Source organism: Kaistella treverensis (assembly GCF_900114045.1).
In the GTDB taxonomy this organism is placed as follows: Bacteria; Bacteroidota; Bacteroidia; order Flavobacteriales; family Weeksellaceae; genus Kaistella; species Kaistella treverensis.
On record NZ_FORQ01000001.1, the window covers coordinates 522,614 to 542,722 of the forward strand.

Annotated in this window: 20 protein-coding genes; 11 read left to right on the forward strand and 9 right to left on the reverse strand. The window is 38.5% G+C overall.

The features are described from left to right. Window positions 1–121: 121 nt before the first annotated feature. Window positions 122–1,057, forward strand: coding sequence for a bifunctional riboflavin kinase/FAD synthetase (locus tag BMZ55_RS02515; RefSeq protein ID WP_089818362.1), 936 nt, complete (start codon window positions 122–124; stop codon window positions 1,055–1,057). A 56-nt stretch (window positions 1,058–1,113) separates the two neighbouring features. Here BMZ55_RS02515 and BMZ55_RS02520 read toward each other — a convergent pair whose 3' ends face one another. After that, entirely contained in the window at window positions 1,114–1,467 is a 354-nt protein-coding gene (locus BMZ55_RS02520; protein WP_089819382.1) for an MmcQ/YjbR family DNA-binding protein, read from the reverse strand. Between the two features lie 67 nt (window positions 1,468–1,534). Between BMZ55_RS02520 and BMZ55_RS02525 the strand changes: the two genes are divergently transcribed. After that, on the forward strand, window positions 1,535–2,182 hold the full coding sequence (locus BMZ55_RS02525; protein WP_089818365.1) for an NAD(P)H-binding protein: 648 nt from the start codon (window positions 1,535–1,537) through the stop codon (window positions 2,180–2,182). Between the two features lie 89 nt (window positions 2,183–2,271). Here BMZ55_RS02525 and frr read toward each other — a convergent pair whose 3' ends face one another. Both frr and pyrH read right to left on the reverse strand, forming a co-directional pair. Next, window positions 2,272–2,826, reverse strand: coding sequence for a ribosome recycling factor (gene frr, locus BMZ55_RS02530; protein WP_039344498.1), 555 nt, complete (start codon window positions 2,824–2,826; stop codon window positions 2,272–2,274). Window positions 2,827–2,855: 29 nt separating this feature from the next. Then, on the reverse strand, window positions 2,856–3,578 hold the full coding sequence (gene pyrH, locus BMZ55_RS02535) for a UMP kinase (RefSeq protein WP_039344495.1): 723 nt from the start codon (window positions 3,576–3,578) through the stop codon (window positions 2,856–2,858). Between the two features lie 133 nt (window positions 3,579–3,711). Between pyrH and porQ the strand changes: the two genes are divergently transcribed. From porQ to BMZ55_RS02560, 5 genes are all read left to right on the forward strand, one after another. Then, window positions 3,712–4,710, forward strand: coding sequence for a type IX secretion system protein PorQ (gene porQ / locus BMZ55_RS02540; RefSeq protein ID WP_089818367.1), 999 nt, complete (start codon window positions 3,712–3,714; stop codon window positions 4,708–4,710). Between the two features lie 75 nt (window positions 4,711–4,785). Beyond that, a complete protein-coding gene (gene cmk, locus BMZ55_RS02545) occupies window positions 4,786–5,460 on the forward strand; it encodes a (d)CMP kinase (RefSeq protein ID WP_089818369.1) in 675 nt (224 codons plus the stop codon). 110 nt (window positions 5,461–5,570) lie between these two features. Then, window positions 5,571–5,954, forward strand: coding sequence for a YtxH domain-containing protein (locus BMZ55_RS02550; protein WP_089818371.1), 384 nt, complete (start codon window positions 5,571–5,573; stop codon window positions 5,952–5,954). 77 nt (window positions 5,955–6,031) lie between these two features. Beyond that, window positions 6,032–6,340 carry a phage holin family protein gene (locus BMZ55_RS02555; RefSeq protein WP_039344484.1) on the forward strand — a complete coding sequence of 103 codons (309 nt, stop codon included), beginning with the start codon at window positions 6,032–6,034 and terminating at the stop codon, window positions 6,338–6,340. A gap of 2 nt (window positions 6,341–6,342) precedes the next feature. Beyond that, entirely contained in the window at window positions 6,343–6,840 is a 498-nt protein-coding gene (locus BMZ55_RS02560; RefSeq protein ID WP_039344482.1) for a hypothetical protein, read from the forward strand. Window positions 6,841–6,855: 15 nt separating this feature from the next. On the opposite strand, the gene BMZ55_RS02565 is transcribed toward BMZ55_RS02560, so the two are convergent. After that, window positions 6,856–7,593 (reverse strand): TrmH family RNA methyltransferase, encoded by a 738-nt coding sequence (locus BMZ55_RS02565; protein ID WP_089818373.1) that lies wholly within the window; start codon window positions 7,591–7,593, stop codon window positions 6,856–6,858. On the opposite strand from BMZ55_RS02565, the gene tamL reads away from it, so the two are divergent. Then, window positions 7,579–10,146 carry a translocation and assembly module lipoprotein TamL gene (gene tamL / locus BMZ55_RS02570; protein ID WP_089819384.1) on the forward strand — a complete coding sequence of 856 codons (2,568 nt, stop codon included), beginning with the start codon at window positions 7,579–7,581 and terminating at the stop codon, window positions 10,144–10,146. The genes BMZ55_RS02565 and tamL overlap by 15 nt on opposite strands. Window positions 10,147–10,239: 93 nt before the next feature. Here the strand turns inward: tamL and BMZ55_RS02575 are convergent, their stop codons facing one another. From BMZ55_RS02575 to ychF, 5 genes are all read right to left on the reverse strand, one after another. Continuing rightward, window positions 10,240–12,849 (reverse strand): DNA gyrase/topoisomerase IV subunit A, encoded by a 2,610-nt coding sequence (locus BMZ55_RS02575; protein WP_089818375.1) that lies wholly within the window; start codon window positions 12,847–12,849, stop codon window positions 10,240–10,242. Window positions 12,850–12,868: 19 nt separating this feature from the next. After that, complete coding sequence (locus tag BMZ55_RS02580; protein WP_089818377.1) at window positions 12,869–13,333, reverse strand: hypothetical protein; 465 nt, start codon at window positions 13,331–13,333, stop codon at window positions 12,869–12,871. A gap of 27 nt (window positions 13,334–13,360) precedes the next feature. Next, complete coding sequence (locus BMZ55_RS02585; protein ID WP_089818379.1) at window positions 13,361–15,244, reverse strand: DNA topoisomerase IV subunit B; 1,884 nt, start codon at window positions 15,242–15,244, stop codon at window positions 13,361–13,363. A 126-nt stretch (window positions 15,245–15,370) separates the two neighbouring features. Continuing rightward, a complete protein-coding gene (locus BMZ55_RS02590) occupies window positions 15,371–15,919 on the reverse strand; it encodes an NADPH-dependent FMN reductase (RefSeq protein ID WP_089818381.1) in 549 nt (182 codons plus the stop codon). Between the two features lie 114 nt (window positions 15,920–16,033). Further along, entirely contained in the window at window positions 16,034–17,125 is a 1,092-nt protein-coding gene (ychF, locus tag BMZ55_RS02595) for a redox-regulated ATPase YchF (protein WP_089818383.1), read from the reverse strand. Window positions 17,126–17,457: 332 nt separating this feature from the next. On the opposite strand from ychF, the gene BMZ55_RS02600 reads away from it, so the two are divergent. The 3 genes from BMZ55_RS02600 to BMZ55_RS02610 all read left to right on the forward strand — a co-directional run bounded on the left by BMZ55_RS02600 (window position 17,458) and on the right by BMZ55_RS02610 (window position 19,948). Then, complete coding sequence (locus BMZ55_RS02600) at window positions 17,458–17,823, forward strand: BlaI/MecI/CopY family transcriptional regulator (protein ID WP_089818385.1); 366 nt, start codon at window positions 17,458–17,460, stop codon at window positions 17,821–17,823. Continuing rightward, a complete protein-coding gene (locus BMZ55_RS02605; RefSeq protein WP_233701871.1) occupies window positions 17,823–19,604 on the forward strand; it encodes a M56 family metallopeptidase in 1,782 nt (593 codons plus the stop codon). The genes BMZ55_RS02600 and BMZ55_RS02605 overlap by 1 nt, the downstream gene beginning before the upstream one ends. Window positions 19,605–19,711: 107 nt before the next feature. After that, on the forward strand, window positions 19,712–19,948 hold the full coding sequence (locus BMZ55_RS02610; protein ID WP_089818389.1) for an HP1242/YdcH family protein: 237 nt from the start codon (window positions 19,712–19,714) through the stop codon (window positions 19,946–19,948). The last annotated feature ends 161 nt before the right edge of the window (window positions 19,949–20,109 follow it).

Sequence of the window (20,109 nt, forward strand, 5' to 3'; positions counted from 1 at the left end):
GCAAATATAATGAAACTTCCCAAATTTGCAATTGGTTTAAAAGAAGATTTTTGTCATATTTGCACAAAGTAAAAATTGCTGCTTTCAGCAGGTAATTTCTTTCATTCTTAATGAACTTCAGGTGAAAATACACGAAAATTTCGAGCGTTCGTCTTTCCAATCTTTTTTAGCACTTTCCATCGGTATGTTTGATGGAGTACATCGGGGCCACCAAAGCATTATCAACCAGCTGAAAGCCGTGGCAAAAGCAAAAAACCTGGAGAGCGGAATTCTTACTTTCTGGCCACATCCGCGCCTGATTTTTAATCCGGAAGATGATTTGAAACTACTCAACACGCTTGACGAAAAGACGGCACTTCTTAAAAATTTCGGCATTGAAAATCTTTTTTTGAAGGAATTTGATCAGGATTTTCGAAATCTCACTGGTGAAGAATTTGTTCGGAAGGTTTTGGTGGAAAAACTTCAAATTAAACATTTGATTGTCGGTTACGACCATGTTTTCGGTAAAGACAGAAGCGGAAATTTCGAACTGCTCGAAAAATTAGCACCGGAGCTTGGATTTGAAGTGGAAAAAATGGAAGTTGTGAATGTTCATAACCAACATATTTCCTCGACGAAAGTTCGAAATGCGCTACTCGAAGGCGATGTTGCCGAAGCAAATCTGATGTTGGGCTATCATTATTCGGTGTCCGGAAAAGTGGTTCACGGTAAAAAAATCGGCAGAACTATTGGTTATCCAACCGCAAATATTGATGTTGAAAGCCTGAAATTATTACCGAAAAAAGGCGCTTATATTACCGATGTTTTTCTAAACGGCTCGCAATATAAAGGAATGCTGAGCATCGGAACAAATCCTACCGTTGGCGGAACCGAAAAAACGGTGGAAGTTTATATTCTGGATTTCGATGAAGATATTTACGGCAAAGAAATTACAGTTGCTTTCCGCGAATTTCTTCACGACGAAATAAAATTTGAAAGTCTGGAAAAACTCATCGAAAAACTCGAAGACGATAAAAAGCGGACCGAAAATTTCTACACCGCTGAGTCCTTCACTTAGAAAAATTAAAAAATTTGCCGTTTTAAGCGGAAATTTTTTATTTTAAAAGTGAAAAATTAGCTGTTATTTACTGCTTCTTTTTGATTTTTCGTAAGCGATGAAAATACCAAATCGTACGAATGATCAATCATTTCTAAAATCAGTTCCCGCTTCAAACCCTCACATACCACGGAACTCCAATGCGTTTTGTTCATGTGATAAGCGGCCGCAATTTGTGGATGTTTTTCGCGGAGTTCAGCGCTCCATTCCGGATGCGTCTTTACAGAAATTGTTAAAGGCTCACTTTCCAAAGCAATCAGCATAAACATTTTACCGCCCACTTTCAGCACCAGCGCGTCCGGACCAAACGGAAAAGTTTCTTCAACACCTTTTCTGGTTTGGCAGTGGTTTAAAATTTCGGTAACATCCATTTTCAGCTTTTTAACAAAATTAGTATATTTAAGGGGAAATTTTTCCACGCACTATTTAATTAAAATTATGAAAGCATTGGTAATCGGCGCGACCGGCGCTACGGGTAAAGATTTGGTTCAGCTTTTAATAGAAGACAACAGCTTTTCCGAAATTCATCTTTTCGTGCGGAAACCTTTAGAACTAAACACCGACAAGGTGAAAATACACGTTGTAAATTTTGATCAGCCGGAAGAATGGAAGAATTTAATTAAAGGTGACGTTGCTTTTTCCTGTCTTGGCACTACTTTAAAAGCGGCCGGAAGCAAAGAAAATCAGTATAAAATTGATGTGGATTATCAATATAACTTCGCTAAAAGTGCAAAAGAAAATGGCGTTGAAGATTTTATTTTGATCTCGTCGTACGGTGCAAACGCGAATTCGAAAATTTTCTATTCGCGCATGAAAGGCGAATTGGAGCAGAAAATTAAAGATCTGCATTTTGAAAAACTCACCATTTTTCAACCCGGCATGCTGGACCGGAAAAATTCTGAAAGACCGGCAGAAATTTTGGGCGCTAAAACGGTGAAATTTTTCAATTCTCTGGGTTTGCTGAAAAGCCAGAAACCTTTGCCAACGTCAACTTTGGCGCAGGCGATGATTAATGCTTCAAAAATAAAATCCAACGGTTATTCTAAAATTAAGCTCGGCGCTATTTTCAGTTTCGCAGAAAAATAGCCGCTAAAACAGGATTTTTTTTCATTTTAGCAGAAAGCAGAAAAAGCCGCTTCAAACTTGAAACGGCTTTAAAATATATTCGGTTTTCATTAAACCTTCATGATTTCAGCTTCTTTTACTTTCAAAGAATCATCACACATTTTCACGTATTTATCGGTAAGCTCCTGAATTTTGGCTTCTTCATTTTTAATTAAATCTTCGGAAACACCTTCCAGTTTTCGCAAATCTTTCATGCCTTCCTGGCGCGCGTTTCTTACGGTAATTTTGGTTGCTTCAGCTTCAGCTTTAGCTTGTTTTGCCAATTCACGGCGGCGCTCTTCCGTCAAAGGCGGAACATTTAAAATAATATTTTCACCATTATTAGACGGCGCAAATCCGAGGTTAGAGTTTACAATCGCTTTTTGAATCGGACCAAGAGCAGTTTTATCCCACGGCTGGATAGAAATGGTCATCGCGTCGGGAACCATCACGTTTGCCACCTGGTTTAGCGGTGTTGGTGCGCCGTAATATTCTACCATAACGTCCTGCACCATGGCTGTAGAAGCACGGCCCGCACGGATTTTCTGAAATGCATGGTCCAAATGTTTAAGTGCCGCATCCATTTCCTGTTTGGTCATGTCGGCAATGAGTTCTAAATCTTCCATTATTTTTAATTTCTAAAGTAATACTGAGTCTACAATTCCACTCGCTCCAAATTTACCAAAGTCCCGACGTTTTCGCCCTGTACGACTTTCAGTAAATTTCCGGCTTTATTCATATCAAACACAATAATAGGCAAATTATTTTCTCGGCTCAAAGTAAATGCGGTCATATCCATTACTTTCAGGTCTTTTTCGAAAACTTCATCGTAAGTTAGATTATTGAATTTCACTGCATCGGCATTTTTTTCCGGGTCGCTGTCGTAAATTCCATCAACACGCGTTCCTTTCAAGATAACTTCTGCATCAATTTCAATTGCGCGCAAAGTAGCGGCGGTGTCGGTGGTAAAATACGGGTTTCCGGTTCCGGCACCGAAGATTACAACGCGGCCTTTTTCTAAATGGCGCACGGCTTTTCTTTTAATGAAAGGTTCGGCAACTTTATCCATTTCAATCGCACTTTGAAGTCGGGTGAAAATTCCGGCATCTTCCAAAGCGCCCTGTAGTGCCATACCGTTGATTACGGTGGCGAGCATTCCCATATAATCTCCCTGAACTCTATCCATTCCGGTAGCTGCGCCGGCCAAACCACGGAAAATATTGCCGCCGCCAATTACAATTGCAACCTGGCAACCAAGATCGGTTACTTTTTTAATTTCGGCTGCATATTCTTTTAAACGGTCGTTATCAATGCCGTACTGTCGGTTTCCCATAAGGGCTTCGCCACTGAGTTTAAGTAGAATTCGGTTGTATTTCATTTTTACTGCTTTGTTTCTTTTTAATGGTGCAAATATAACGAATAGCAAATAATCTCGTTAATACATTTATATTTACAAAGGATTATTTTTGCAAAATAGCCAAATAAATTATTTTTGTTAAAGAATTACGCCTTTGAAAAAAAACCTTCTTTTTGCCGCCTTATTTTCAGCAGGTATTTTACCGGCGCAGGAAGGTACGAATGTCTACCCTTTTCTGAACGTTCCGGTTTCCGCCAGACAGGCAGCACTGGGGGGCGATGCAGTTTCAGTTAGAGATTTTGATGTGGGTTTTACGGCGGTGAATCCGGGTTTGATGAATCTCGAGCAGGATCAAATGTTGGCCGTAAATTATTCTTCTTACCTCGCGGGTTCACAATACGGAACTTTAAGCTATGTTCGCGATATGGAATATGGTCATCTCGTCGGACTTACCGCGCGATACATTAATTATGGTGATATTCCGCGTACGGACGAAAGTGCGGAAATCAGCGGAAATTTTTCCGCGATGGATGCGCTCGTCGGTTTATCCTACGCCTATCAGTTTGAAGAAGATTTTACTATTGGCGGAAGCGCGAATTTTGTGACTTCAAAAATCGATAATTACACCTCGATGGCGGTAGTTGCAAACGCCGGAATTACGTATCACAACAAACAAAGCAATGAAACTTTGGCTTTGGTTTTCAGAAATTTCGGTTATCAGTTTAAATCTTATAACGGAACACGGGAAAATATTGCATTTCGCGTGGATTTAGGCTACACCAAAATTTTAGATGAATTTCCGGTCGCGTTGACGATTACAGCACACGACCTTCAAAAACTCAATATTTCTCAGGATTACAACAATAATGGTCAGGAAATAAACTGGAGCCGGAAAATTGCCGATCATTTTTCCGTCGGCGCGGAACTTTTTCCACAGCAGGCTTTTAATATTCGTCTTGGTTATAATGTAAAGCGTGGAAATGAACTTGCGGTTTTGGATCAAAGAAGTTTCGCCGGACTTTCTGCCGGCTTCGGCATCAAAATTTCGAGTTTTAGATTTGATTATGCGCATGTTCGCTACCATAATTCATCGAATATGAATATGCTGGGCATTACGCTCGACATGATAGAAGTTGCCGGAAACCGCAGGTAGCGATTGGCAATTTTTATTTTTCCGCCTTAAAAACATATATTTTTTAATTTCAAATTAATTAAGGAAATTTGCGGAATGAGAAAACCTGTAATTGCCATTGACGGATACTCTTCTACTGGCAAAAGTTCGATTTCAAAAATAATAGCGCACCAACTGGGTATCGTTCATTTGGATACCGGCGCACTTTACCGTGGCATTACCTATTTTGCTATTAAAAACTGCATTTCAGAAAATGGCCAGATTAACCTCGAAAATTTATTTCAAAGGTTAGATGAGATTACTTTACAATTTAAACAGGTTGAAGACGAACTTATCGTCTTATTAAACGGCACCGATATTTCAAAAGAAATCCGGACTAATGAAGTTTCCCAACAGGTAAGCTTAATCGCGCGCCAAAAGGAAGTTCGGGATTTTTTGCTCGAAAAGCAGCGAAAAATCGCAGCGGACGGTGGCGTAATTATGGACGGTCGCGATATCGGGACCATCATTTTGCCAGATGCAGATTATAAATTTTTTCTCACCGCCAGCATCGACGAAAGAACAAAACGCAGGTTTCTGGAACTTCAGAAATTAGGCATGGAAACCGATGAGGAAACCGTAAGAAAAAACCTTATTGAACGCGATAAAATTGACAGCGAAAGAGAAGTCGCACCGCTGAAAAAAGCAGACGACGCGATTGTTATAGACAACACCAATTTAACAAAAAAAGAAACCATTGAACTGATACTTTCCCATATTACCGGATTTTAACAAAATTTTAAGAGACATCATTTTTGATTGGTATATTAATTGCAACCCTGTGGGTATATGGTTTTAAAGGCCATTAACGTAAAATTTATTAACATTAAAAAATAACTAAAATGTCGAAAAAAGGTAGTAACTCAGCAAGTGTATTAGCAGGTTTGTTAGCTGGCGCAGCAGCAGGTGTTGTATTAGGTATGCTTTACGCTCCGGAAGAAGGTGCTGAAACAAGAAGAAAAATTAAAACCAAAGCCAACGAATTGAAAGACCAGGCAGTTGATCAATATGGCAGAGTTTCGGAAAAAGCAATGGAACAATATGATGAAGTTTCCGGAAAAGTTAAAAGCCAATACGACAACATCTCAACTCAGGTTAAAGAAACCGCTGACAAGGTAGTTTCTTCTGTAAAAGATGGTTATGACAAATATAAAGATCAGGCTGTAAATACAACTAAAGATGTTGTAGGAGATGTAGAAAATGAATTGGGTGGTATGAGATCTTAATTGATCTTCAAACACTTCCTAAATTAAAAAGGAACTTTATTTTAAGTTCCTTTTTTTGTAACTTTAAAAAAAATATTATGGTAGAAATTATCAAAGAATTCGTCTCCAAGAAAATAGATTTGATCAAGATGGAGGCTACCGAAAAGTCCTCATTAACAGTTGGGACTATTGCATTTTTTTCCATCATAGCCATCGCCTTTTTATTTTTTATCATTCTTTTCAACGTTGGTCTCGGTTTGCTTATCGGTTATTGGATGGGAAATTACGCCTACGGAATTCTCATAATGGCAGGTTTATATTTACTAATATTAATTGTGGTCTTTTTGGCACGAAAATCCATTACCAATTCTGTGGCAGATAAAATTGTTAAATTAATAAATTCGTAAAAATGAGCGCAAAATATAACAGTTTAGAAGAGCTTCGGCAAAAAAAACAGCTTCTGAAAAAAGAAGTTGATGATTTGCAGGATTTGCTGACTTTCGAAAATACCAAAGAAAGCCTAAGCGCAATAACACACGGTTTTACAGACAAATTTCTGCAAGAAGTTCCCACGGAAGATGGCGACACTTCTGTAAGCATAAAAACCAACGAAATTGTAAAGGAAATTTCCAACAGCGTGAAAGAAAACGTTTTCAGTAAAAACGCTTTCGCAGGCATTGCCAATAGCGACGCTACTGTAAATGTAATTGAAAACACACTGAAAATCGGTGCCGTAACTTTTATCGGGAATTTCGCCAGAAAAAGTTTGCAGGACACCAGCTGGAAGAAAAAATTAATCGGTTTAGCACTAATTTATATTGCACCAATAGCGTTGCGTTTTATCCGTGAAAAACTGGAAGAATATCAAAAAGCCCAAACTACTTCAAGCTTCGAACAATTAATTTAGAAAAAAAATAGTCGTTTAACGGCTAATTTTTTTGCTGAATATCTGGCCTAAAATTATTCCCGCAGACATCGCAACATTCAGACTTTCTGTTGATTGTGAAGTTCCGAAACGTGGAATTGTAATATTTTTTCCGAGCAATTCGGCCGTTTTTTCCCGAATTCCATTGCCTTCATTACCGAGCACAAGATTGAAAGTTTCCGGAAAATCGCAGGCATAGAGATTTTCACCGACCATATCTGTTCCGATTGCTGGCGTTTCACTTTTTTGAAGATAGTTTTGAATATCGGTATAAACCATATTTACACGTAGAAAAGAACCCATACTCGCCTGTATAACTTTCGGATTGTAAAAATCGGCGGTGTCTTCACTGCAGATTATTTGCGAAATACCAAACCAGTCTGCCAAACGGATGATTGTACCAAGATTTCCCGGATCCTGAATTCCGTCTAAAACCAACTGAACACCACTTTGTGGAAATTGTTTGCTTTCAGGAATTTCGCAAACGGCAACTGAATCTTTTGGGTTTTGCAAAAAGCTAATTTTTCGGAGCTCTACGGCATTTATTTGTGAAATTTTTGCATTTTTCAAATTTAAATCTTCAGGATTCAGCGAGAAAATTTCCTGAATTTTAAACTTTGAAGCCGGTATTTCTTTAATGGTTTTATTACCTTCAACCAAAAACAAATTGTATTTTTGTCTGAACTTCCTTTTATCGAGTGATTGAAAAACTTTTATTTTATGAGCCGTAAGCATTTAGCAAAATATTTTCAAAAGTATTACTTATTTACCGCATCTGCAATGACCGTGCTTTTTTTATATGCGTGCAGCACTACGAAAAAAGTTCCCGACGGCGAATATCTTTTGGTAAAAAACAAATATATCTTTGAAGACGGCAAAATTTTTAAAGATGAAATTTCTGCACACGTCAGCCAAAAACCTAACAAAAAACAGCTGTTTCTTTTCCCTGTAGGTTTGTGGATGTACAACGCGGCTAACCCGAAATACGATTCAATCCTCACCGAATATATGACGTATCCCGCGGAGGCAAGAGACCAGGATCTTCGCGACTCGCTTTTCATTAAATACGATCACCCGGAATATGTAGGCAAAAGTCTTTTTTTCGAAAGATTTCTGCATAATATTGGCCAGCCGCCGGTAATTTTAGATCAGGGAAGAACTGAAGAAAGTGCAAATTCCATCCGTAAATATCTGGTGTACCGCGGTTATTGGGACACCGATGTGAAATTCAGTCATGATTTGGATTCCGCAGCGAAGAAAGCAAAGGTTAATTATCTTATCACCCACCGCGATCCTACCTACATCAGCGATTATTATTACAATATTCCCGATCCGGCGATTAAAAATATTTATGAGCAAAACCTCGAAAAAAGTTTGGTACGGGGCAACAATATTTTAGATCAGGAAGTTTTGGAGGATGAGGTGAAGCGCATTAATGATTTAATGAAAAGCACGGGCTACTACAAATTCAATAATTCCAACGAAGAGATTTATTTTACTGCCGATACGCTCCAAAGCCGCAAAAATGTGCCGCTCACAATGGACATCCACAAAGACAGCACCGATTCTCCTTACAAACTTACAACTATCGGTGATATCAAAGTTCACGTGCTCGAAAAAGTTGCAGACACCGTAGATACCGAAAAAGATTCCCTATTAGGCATCAATTTTTACAAACTCGATGACCAATATAAAACCATGTCCTTGTGGCGTCCGATAATCTTGAAAAAAGGTGAGATTTACGACCAAAAAAATCTTGATCTTACCAAAAGAAATATCGCTTCGATGAACAATTTCAGCGTGATAAAATATGATGAAATTTTGCGCAAAGAAAATGACAGCGTTCTGGACGTCAGCTATTTTCTCTCGCCGCTGCCGAAATTTGATCTTAAGATTGCGACAGATATTAATTATTCACAGATTTTAAATTTCGGTATTTCACCGTCTGTGGATTTTACAACACGAAATGTTTTTGGCGGCGCAGAAAACCTTACAACCAGTGTTTCCGGGATTTTTGGCTCTGTCGTAAGCCCGAAAAAAAATGATAAGCGTGCTTTAGCATACGAAGTTTCAGCACAGGCTGCGTTAAATGTTCCTCGATTATTGATGCCGTTCAAAACCTGGAAGCTTATTCCGAAACGATACTCTCCTACTTCGTCGGTTATTTTGGGGACAAGTGTTCAAAACAATATCGGTCTGGGTAGAGTTGGTTTTAATGCAAGTTTAAATTATTTTGCGAATGTGAACGACATTGTTTCTCACCGGCTTTCAATTTTCAACACGCAGTTAAGTTTCACCCGAAATAAAGAGCGTTATTACGATTATTTTCCGCGCGATGCGGAGATCCGGAATGAAATTTTCCAGCTTTATTCGCCGCAACTTTATAATGATTTTACCGAAGGACGAATTTCATCAGACGAACTTTCTTCTACCATTGTTGATGATACCGCATTTCAAACTGGTCTTTCTGAAGATCAGATGAATGATTTTAACACCTTCCGCCAGACTTTAATAAATAAAGACCGCCAGACACAAAATATCCTGATTTCGTCGATGATTTATAATTTTATTTATAATGAAATCGGTAAAAAAGACAGACACAATCCTTTTTACGTGAACGCGAAATTTGAAGTGGCTGGAAACGCGCTCGGGCTTTTCACCAGAAAACCACAGGAAGATGGCGTGCTTGCAGAACCAACCAAAAAAGCGTTTAATATTCCGTTTTCGCAGTTTGTGAAATTTGATTTTGATGTCCGTAAATACTTCACTTTTTTTAATGACAAACATACTTTGGCGCTGCGCCAGTTTATTGGCGTTGGTATTCCGTATGGGAACTCTGATACGATGCCGTTTGTGCGTTCTTACTTTAATGGTGGCTCCAATGACATTCGCGCATGGCGTGTTTTCGGCGGCTTAGGTCCCGCGGATTCTCAGCTTGACGAAAAAGTCCGTGCTTATATTATGGACAATGTGAAGCTGACAACGAATGTGGAATATCGTATGCCGTTCAACGAAATGTTCGAAGGTGCCGCGTATGTTGATGCGGGAAACATCTGGAGCTTGAAAGACAACGGTTTTGGCGATGCTTTTAAATTTAATAAATTCCTGTCGCAAATGGGCGTTGGAACCGGAGTTGGTGTCCGCATCAATGTGGCGTATATTACGCTACGTCTGGACGCAGCTTATAAAGTGTACGACCCGAACAGACCAATTGGCGACCGCTGGGTGATCAGCAAATGGCAACCGCTGAAACCGGTGCTGAACTTTGCTTTCGGTTATCCGTTCTAACAAAAAAATCGCTGTTAAACAGCGATTTTTTTTTGTTTTATATTTTTCACATTTTTAAATTTACCTTTTGGTAAAATCAAAAAAAACCTTGTTTTAGCCGGGAAAATCGAAGAGATCACCAATTGTTCCTTCTTCCGGGAAATCTTCGTCTTTCACATCTTCATCGATAAAGCTGATGTGACCTTCGGTTGCTTCCACCACATCGAAACCTTCGTGGATTTCTTCGGTAACTTCCGGAACCGTAATATTGATGGCTTTCACTTTATCTTTTATAAACTGGTTGCCCAGCGCTTTAATTCCTTTAACGGAAATAAACTGATCGATATTGATCGTTTCAGGCTCGCGTTCCTTTCCTTTCTCTTTAGCAAAAATTATTTCTGCCGTCGCGTTATCAGAAACGATGATATTTTCAATAAAAGATTTTGGGTGCTCTGAAGGCATAAAATGCTGAACATTCAAAGTGTTTTCCAGCAAAAATCTTTTTATAAAATAAATCTGCTTTTCACCGTCAAAATATATACACGTAATCGCTTGCTCAGGTTTCCATTTTTCAAAAACGAGATATTCACCATCGAAACGGTTGCTTAAATCGAAACTCACGAGTTTCGCATCACCTTCTGCATTGATGGTGAGAATTTTGTCATCACCTTTAAAAGTTCCGAGTAATGTTCCGCGCGCGTCGGCATTCAAGCGGCGAACCGTTTCATCAAACCAGATTTTACGCGGCGCTAATGTCGAATGACCTTCTTCTTTTAAATCTACCTTTTTTACCGGATATTTCGTGACTAAATTTCCTTTGGAATCGCGGCCTTTTATGGCCAACTCCGAAAAATCAATATCGATTTTACTTTTCCGAACTCTCGCATTTGACTTCAAGATTACGCTTACTTTTTCTGCTTCGCCATTTGGGTTTGCTGAAAAATATAGCATTTCAGCGCCTTTTTTATCAGAAGCTAATTTGTAATCGGTATTTCGAGTGACGCCGGTCACAGAAAATCTTTTCATGTAGTACGCTCCGTCTTTGCTCTCGCGGTAAATCATATTGTAAACCGTGCGCTTGTCGTTTTTCTTCCAAACCGCGACGTGTTCAATATTTTTTCCAATGAAAGTTTTGGCTTCCACTTTCACAACTTTCATCGTTCCGTCTTTCTGGAAAGTGATGATATCGTCGATATCTGAACAGTCGAAGAGATATTCGTCTTTGCGCAATGAAGTTCCGACGAAACCTTCTTCGCGGTTTACATAGAATTTTTCATTGGCCACTGCAACTTTTGTCGCATCAATGGTGTCGAAAATTCGAAGTTCGGTTTTTCGTTCTTTCCCCTTGCCGTATTTTTTAAGAATATTGGTGTAATACGCAATGGAATATGGAATTAAATTTTCCAGATTATATTTTACCTGCTCTATTTTTCCTTCAAGCGCCAGAATATTTTCTTTGAATTTATCCAGATCGAAACGCGAAATTCTTTTAATCCGGATTTCGGTAAGGCGAACAATATCTTCTTCAGTTACAGCTCGCAAAAGATGCGATGTGTGAGGTTTTAAGCTTTTGTCAATGGTTGAAATAACTTCTTCCCAGGATTTTACTTCTTCGATGTCGTGATAAATCCGGTTTTCGATAAATATGCGCTCCAATGAGGAAAAATGCCAGTTTTCCTGAAGTTCGTGAAGCTCAATTTCAAGCTCTTTTTTCAGCAATGAAACGGTGTGATCGGTATTCTGTCGAAGAATTTCCGAAACGGTAAGAAACATCGGTTTATTACCGACAATTACACACGCGTTCGGTGAAATCGGGATTTCACAATCGGTAAAAGCGTACAGGGCATCAATTGTTCGGTCCGGTGAAGCATCGTTATTCAGATGAATATTTATTTCAACTTTATCCGAGGTATTATCCTCAATTTTTTTGATTTTAATTTTGCCGCGCTCATTGGCTTTAATAATAGAATCGATAAGATCGCCGGTATTTTTACCAAAAGGCAATTCAATGATGCACAGCGTATTTTTATCTTTTTGAATGATTCTCGCGCGCGCCCGAATTCTTCCGCCACGTTCACCGTCGTTGTATCCGGAAACATCCAACATTCCGCCGGTTAAAAAATCTGGGAAAATCTGGAATTTTTTGCCTTTTAAATGCGCGATAGAAGCCTCAATTAATTCATTGAAATTATGCGGCATTATCTTCGTAGACAAACCCACACCAATACCTTCAACACCCTGAGCCAACAGCAAAGGAAATTTTACCGGTAAATCTACAGGCTCATTATTTCTGCCGTCATAAGATTTTGCCCAGTGCGTGGTTTTTGCGTTGAAAACAACTTCCAAAGCAAATGGCGTCAAGCGCGCTTCAATGTATCGCGCCGCAGCAGCAGAATCTCCCGTGTAAATATTTCCCCAGTTTCCCTGCGTATCGATTAGAAGTTCTTTCTGGCCGAGCTGCACCATGGCGTCGGTAATGGAAGCATCGCCGTGCGGATGGTATTTCATGGTGTTCCCAACAACGTTGGCAACTTTATTATATCTACCGTCTTCCAGCTCGCGCATGGAGTGCATGATGCGGCGCTGCACCGGCTTGAAACCATCAAAAATAGAAGGAATTGCCCGGTCTAAAATGACATACGAGGCATAATCTAAAAACCAATCCTGATATAAACCACTGACTTTGCGCAGCGATTCTTCGTGGTGCGTGTTGTTTTCTTCCATTCTCTAGCGCTCGCGCTCTTTATTCTTTGTTTTTACTTAGGACCTTTTTTAGCGAGGACTTTAGGTCGTCTAATTCTTTACCGGAGAGATACGAAATGTCGTATTTTAAAATTACCGATTTGCTTTTTTTACTGCTGATGGTTACATACAGTCGTTTGTACAAAATAAGATTTACAATTTCGTAATCCAGCAGTTTATATTTTGGGAATTCGTCGCTTTTGGCTTTATTCAGGAAAAAAACAACGTTTCTGTTGCGAAAATTTAAAGCTTCGCCATCACTGTCATACTCAAAAATCTGGCTTCCCCGCAGGTAAAAAATAAGGGCAAAAAACAGCGGAATAATTAATAATAATACCGAACCTAAATTGATACGTTCATTACTCTCGTCAATGAAATACAACACAATGCCACCCACCAAAATTATTAAAACCAAAATGCTTAAAAACTGAAAATAACCAGCTTTATTCCTGTTATTTAACCTCATTATAACCTCCTACGTTAAATTTTAAATTTATACCTCTGCTTCCGCAATAATTTCTTTTTTATCAATGTCGGGATCTTCAACCACCAAATTCTGCAGAATAAACTGCTGACGGTCCGGCGTATTTTTTCCCATATAAAACTCCAAAATTTGATCGATCGTTTGGTCTTTTCCTAAAACCACAGGTTCCAAACGGATATCTTTTCCGATGAAATGTTTGAATTCGTCCGGGGAAATTTCACCTAAACCTTTAAATCGAGTTATTTCGGGGTTTTTTCCCAATTCGTCTAAAGCTTTTAACCTTTCGATTTCCGAATAACAATAGCGCGTTTCCTTTTTATTTCGCACCCGGAAAAGCGGCGTCTGCAAAATATAAAGATGTCCATTTCGAATTAAATCCGGGAAAAACTGCAGAAAAAACGTAATCATCAAAAGTCGGATGTGCATTCCATCAACATCAGCATCGGTTGCGATAATTACATGGTTGAAACGCAAATCTTCCAGAGAATCTTCAATATTTAGCGCGGCCTGCAACAGGTTGAACTCCTCATTTTCGTACACCACTCTTTTCGTTAGGCCGTAACAGTTCAGCGGTTTTCCTTTCAGAGAAAATACAGCCTGCGTTTCCACATCGCGAGACTTGGTAATGGAACCGGAAGCAGAATCACCTTCGGTTATAAAAATCATCGTTTCGGCTTTTCGCAAAGCTTTCTGATCGTTATAATGCTGGCGGCAGTCGCGTAATTTTTTGTTGTGAAGCGAAACTTTTTTCGCCCTTTCACGGGCTAATTTTTGGATTCCGGAAAGTTCCTTTCTTTCACGTTCAGAAATGATGATTTTGCGGTGAATCGCTTCCGCAATCTCCGTATTCTGGTGAAGATAATTATCGAGTTTATTCTTTAAAAAATTCAGAATAAAAGTCCGCACCGTTTCTTTGCCAGGCTCCATTTCGTTGGAACCCAATTTGGTTTTGGTTTGCGACTCGAAAACCGGCTCGATTACTTTTATAGAAACCGCCGCAATAATTGATTTTCGGATATCAGCAGCTTCGAAATTTTTATTGAAAAATTCGCGGATAGTTTTTACATACGCTTCGCGGAAAGCATTCAAGTGCGTTCCACCTTGTGTAGTGTTTTGTCCGTTTACAAAAGAAAAATAGGTTTCAGATTGAGATTTATCGGAATGCGTAATCGCAACTTCAATATCCTCGTCTTTCAAATGAACAATCGGATACAGGATTTCCCCTTCAATTTCTTCCTGAAGCAAATCGCGTAGACCATTTTCCGAAAAATAGGTTTCACCATTAAAAACTATTTTTAAACCCGGATTCAGGTAACAATAATTTTTCAGCATTTTTTCAATGTATTCCTTCCGGAATTTAAAATGCGTAAAAATGGTTGAATCCGGAATGAAAGTAATTTCTGTTCCGTTTCGGTCGGAAGAATCTTTTTCCGGAAAATCTTCGGTAATTAAACCTTTGGAAAATTCCGCAACCTTGGCTCGTCCATCACGAATCGACGTAACCCTGAAATATTCAGAAAGCGCGTTTACGGCTTTGGAACCAACGCCATTTAAACCTACCGATTTTTTGAAAGCTTTGGAATCGTATTTTCCGCCGGTATTCATTTTTGAAACGGCGTCGACAACTTTCCCAAGCGGAATTCCACGGCCGTAATCACGAATGGTGGCTTTGCCTTCGTCGATTTTAATTTCGATGCGCTTGCCCGATTTCATGACAAATTCATCGATAGAATTATCGATAATTTCCTTGAGCAAAATATAAATTCCGTCGTCTGCGGAAGAACCGTCGCCCAATTTGCCTATGTACATTCCCGGACGAATCCGGATATGTTCCTGCCAATCGAGGGTTCTGATATTGTCTTCTGAATAGTTTACAGTTTGGTTTTCGCTCATTATCTTTCGGGGACGTGCCTTATTTTCGGCAACTCACAAAAATAGTGAAAGCAAAGCAATTTCAAAAGTTTTGTGGAAAATTTTTAAAGTTGCTTTGCTTTTTCAAAAAAAATATCCGTTTAACGGCTAAAATTTCTCAACCCAATTTTTAAAGGCTTCAAGGAAAGTAACCAGAAATTTTTCGGTTTTTTCGTCCACGGTTACGCCGTCTTCCAGTAATTTGTCTTTAATGGTGCCGATAAACGCTTCTGGCTGCGTCATCATGGAAAGGTGGAGGTTTGCAGCAGCAACTCGGATGGTTTGGTTGCTGCCCATGCCGCCAATAGCGCCGGGAGAAACGGTTACAACAGCGCCTGGTTTCCCTTTCCAGGAATTTTCCTTGGGTGGTCTTCCGCCAATTTCCATCGCATTTTTCAGCACGCCGGGAATGGTTCGGTTGTATTCGGGCGACACGAACAAAACGGCATCTGAGTTTTGTACTTGATTTTTAAAATCCGTCCAGGTTTGTGGCGGACTGTTTTCAATATCTTCGCTGAAAAAGGTGAGATCCTTTATCTCAACAATTTGAAGTTCCAAACCTTCCGGCGCGAGCCGAATCATCTCTTTCGCGACTTTCCGGTTAAAAGATTCTTTGCGCAAACTGCCGACTATAACTGCTACTTTTTTGGTATTCATATTTTAAATTTGACACAATTTACAAAAATATTTTTTGAAAAATTTTGCCATTTTTAGGGGCAAAAAAAAAGCGAACCGAAGTCCGCTTTGATATTTTTAAAAAATTTGCCGTTTTTATACGTTAAATCTGAAATTCATCATATCTCCGTCCTGGACGATGTATTCTTTTCCTTCCACGGAAAGTTTTCCGGCTTCTTTTACTTTCGCTTCAGAACCGAACTTTACAAAATCTTCATATTTAATGACTTCCGCGCGGATAAACCCTTTTTCAAAATCGGTGTGGATAACGCCTGCAGCTTGTGGCGCGGTCCAACCTTTTCCGATAGTCCAGGCGCGAACTTCTTTTACACCTGCGGTGAAATAAGTTTGCAGTTTCAGCAAGTCGTAAGCTTTTCGAATCAATCGGTTAACGCCGGGTTCGGTTAAACCAAGTTCATCTAAAAACATTTCTCTTTCCTCGAAAGTTTCAAGCTCGTTGATGTCGGCTTCAATTTGCGCCGCTAAAACTACTACTTCAGCGCCTTCGTTAGCCGCCATTTCTTCGATTTTTGCAATCCATTCGTTTCCGTTTTTGATGGAATTTTCGTCCACATTACAAACGTAAAGCACCGGTTTGTTTGTCAATAACTGAACATCTGCAATAATTGTAGAAGAAAAATCGTCGGTTGGAAATTCTCGTGCGTTTTTGCCTTCTTCCACAAATTTCTGCAGATTAAGCAAAGTTTCATAAGTCATCACATCATCTTTTTTACCGGATTTGATGAACTTTTTTGCTTTTTCTACAGCCTTCGCTAAAGTTTCAATATCCTTCAGCTGAAGTTCAATATCAATGATTTCTTTATCGCGAAGCGGATCAACCGTTCCTTCAACGTGAACAATATTTCCGTCTTCAAAACACCTAAGAACATGAATAATCGCTTCACATTCGCGGATATTTGCCAGGAATTTATTTCCTAAACCTTCACCTTTGCTTGCGCCTTTCACCAAACCTGCGATATCTACAATTTCTACAACGGCAGGTAAAACTCTTTCGGGATTCACCAGTTTTTCCAGCACAAATAAACGTTCATCGGGCACGGAAACCGTCCCTAAATTCGGTTCGATGGTACAGAAAGGATAATTTGCCGATTGCGCTTTGGCGTTGCTTAAACAGTTAAAAAGGGTTGATTTACCGACATTTGGCAAACCTACAATTCCACATTTCATATCGTAAGTTGTGAGGTTAAATTTTAGATTTCCGCTGGCAGAAACCTTGAATTGAGCGTGTGCAAAGATAAATTTTTTGAACGATTTTCTAAATAAAAAAATTTGCCCCTAAAAGCGGCAAAATTTTGATTTTAATAAAAACGATATTTATGGATTTTCAGTCGTTTCATCAGGCGCCAACTGCTTTAACAGATGTTTGCACCAGAAGTATTATAATAAAGATTTTTTTAACTGAAAATGAATTCATTAAAAAAAATTTTTATTTATCACTATAAAAATAGTTGTACATTCAAAATAAAAATCTACATTTGTATCACTAAATAAATAGTGATATGAAAATTTCGCAGTTGACGAAAGCCGAAGAACAGGTGATGCAGTATTTATGGGATTTGGGGAAAGCGTTTCTGAAAGATGTTTTAGAGCAGTTTCCAGAACCAAAACCACACACCAATACGGTTTCTACAATTTTAAAAGTTTTAAAGGAAAAAGACTTTGTTGATTACGAAGTTTTCGGACGGCAGCACCAATATTTTCCGCTAATTTCCAAAGAAAAATACAGCGGAAAATCGATGAAAAGCCTGGTAAAAAATTATTTTGAAGGTTCTTACACCAATGCAGTTTCTTTTTTAGTGGAAAAAAATGAGATGAGCGTCGAAGATCTGGAAATGCTTCTGAACGAACTCAAAAACAAAAACTGATGGAAATTTTAATGTATTCCGGCAAAGTTATTCTGACTTCTGGTGTGCTGTTTTTCTATTATCAGCTCTTTCTGAAAGACAAAACTTTTCACCATTACAACCGCTTTTATCTACTTGCGGCGGTGGTCATCAGCATGATTTTGCCTTTGCTGAAAGTAAGTTATTTTACACTTGAAGTAAATGGTGATATCTACTTAATATTAAACAATCTAAATATTGCTGAATCAAGTAAAAATGTAAATCAAAATTTCGATTATTTTTCCCTTATAGCAATTTTTACCGGCTTAATTGCCTCTTTTTTAATTGTTAAATTTCTGTATGGTTTAGCTAAAATTGAAAGCCTGAAAAAGAAATTTAAAAAAGAAAATTTCGAAGGCATCAGCTTTTATCACACCAATTTGCCCGAAGCGCCGTTTTCTTTTTTCAAAAATCTTTTCTGGAAAGATTCCATCATTCTTCAGTCAGATTTGGGCAAACAGATTCTGAAACACGAAATGGTACACATCGAACAGAAACACACCTGGGACAAAATACTTTTAGAAGTCGCCACTTCCCTCTTTTGGTTCAATCCGTTTTTTTACTTCATCAAAAAAGAAATTTCATTAATCCACGAATATCTTGCCGACCGAAAAGCCTTAAAAAACTCGGACACGAAAGCATTTGCGCAGATGCTTTTGGCAAGTCACTTTTCCGGAAAACAGTTACCAGCAACGAGTCCGTTCTTAAGTTCTAACCTCAAAAAAAGATTAAAAATGCTTAAAAAATCAAAAACAAAATTCAGTTATGCGCGCAGAATCGCCGCATTGCCGCTCTTATTTTTGCTCGCCTTCTTCTATTTGGTGAATGCAAAAAATAAAGAAATAAAAACTTCGAACCTTGAAGTTGAAAAGCTCATTTATGATTTAAAATCTGACACGATTACTCCTAATAATAAGGAGCAAAAAATTGAAATTGAAAAATCGCTGGAAAATGTTCAGCAAAAAATTGCTGAAAAGCAGCTGGAAATTCAGCCTTTGCAGGAACGTTTAAATGAAAAAAGCGATGAAGCGCGAAAAATTGAAGAACATTTGCACCAAAAAACTCAGGAACTGCAAAAATTAGCAGACAAAAAAGATTTCGACAATCCGAAATTTAAAGCGCTGGATCTTGAAATAAATGATCTGAGCTCGAAAATCGAGGAAATTTACGGTAAAGAAGATTTTAAAAACATCGAAAAAATGCTGGTGCAAAAGTTTGGTGATATGGATCAGCTTTACGCGAAAGTAGATGCTTATTACAATTCCGACGATTTTAAAAACAAAATAAAAGACGCAGAAATTCACGCAAAAAAGGCGGAAGAATATGTTAATTCGAAAAAATTTAAAAAACAGATTAAAGAAGCGCAAAAAAATGCTGAAAAAGCAGCTAAAAAATTCAACTCACCGGAATTTAAAAAGCAAATTGCCAACGCGGAGATGAAAGCAAAAGAAGCTGAGAAAATGGTAAATTCTCCGGAGTTTAAAGCTAAAATCGCAGGAGCAGAAAAAAAGGCCCAAGAAGCGGTAAAAAATTCGCAGCTGAAAGACGGTATAACATTTAATTATAATACCAACGCCACTTCCACAAACGAAAATCCCAATCTTAACTCGAACGACGAAATCGATATTTATATTGACGGAAAAGTTTCTACGAAAGCCGAAATGGAAAAGATAGATCCTGCTAAAATAGAATCGGTGAACGTTTTCAAAAAAGGTTTTGACGGTAAGAAGAAAGGCGAGATCTACGTGAAGCTGAAAAATTAAGCACTTGCCAAAACTGAAATAAATCAGCAAAAATGCAGGAAATTTTCGTGTTTTATGAAGTGATTTTTAGCTAACTTTATTTCATTAAATAATTAAAATTTAAAGTCATGGAAAATCACACCCTTACTCAGGAATTTCCCGAAGCGCAAGAAAAAATTGCCGAATTTAAATTGAATGACGACATTTTCCGAAAAATGTACGTGAATTATGAAGAGGTAAACGCGCTCATACAGCACTACGAAGAAGGTGAACAAAACCACACCACCGATGAACATTTAACCGACCTCCGAAAAAAAAGAGTTCACCTGAAAGACAGTATTTACAACTATCTGAAAACGAATTAAATTCAAAACTTTTACCGAGAATATTTTAAAAGAGATCGTGAGGTCTCTTTTTTTGCTCTTAAATCGGCATTTTTTCATTTTAGCTTTTTCCGATAACCATTTGATTATAAATAAATTGCAGAAAATTAGGCGTTTTAGCAGCTAATTTTTAAACGTGCATT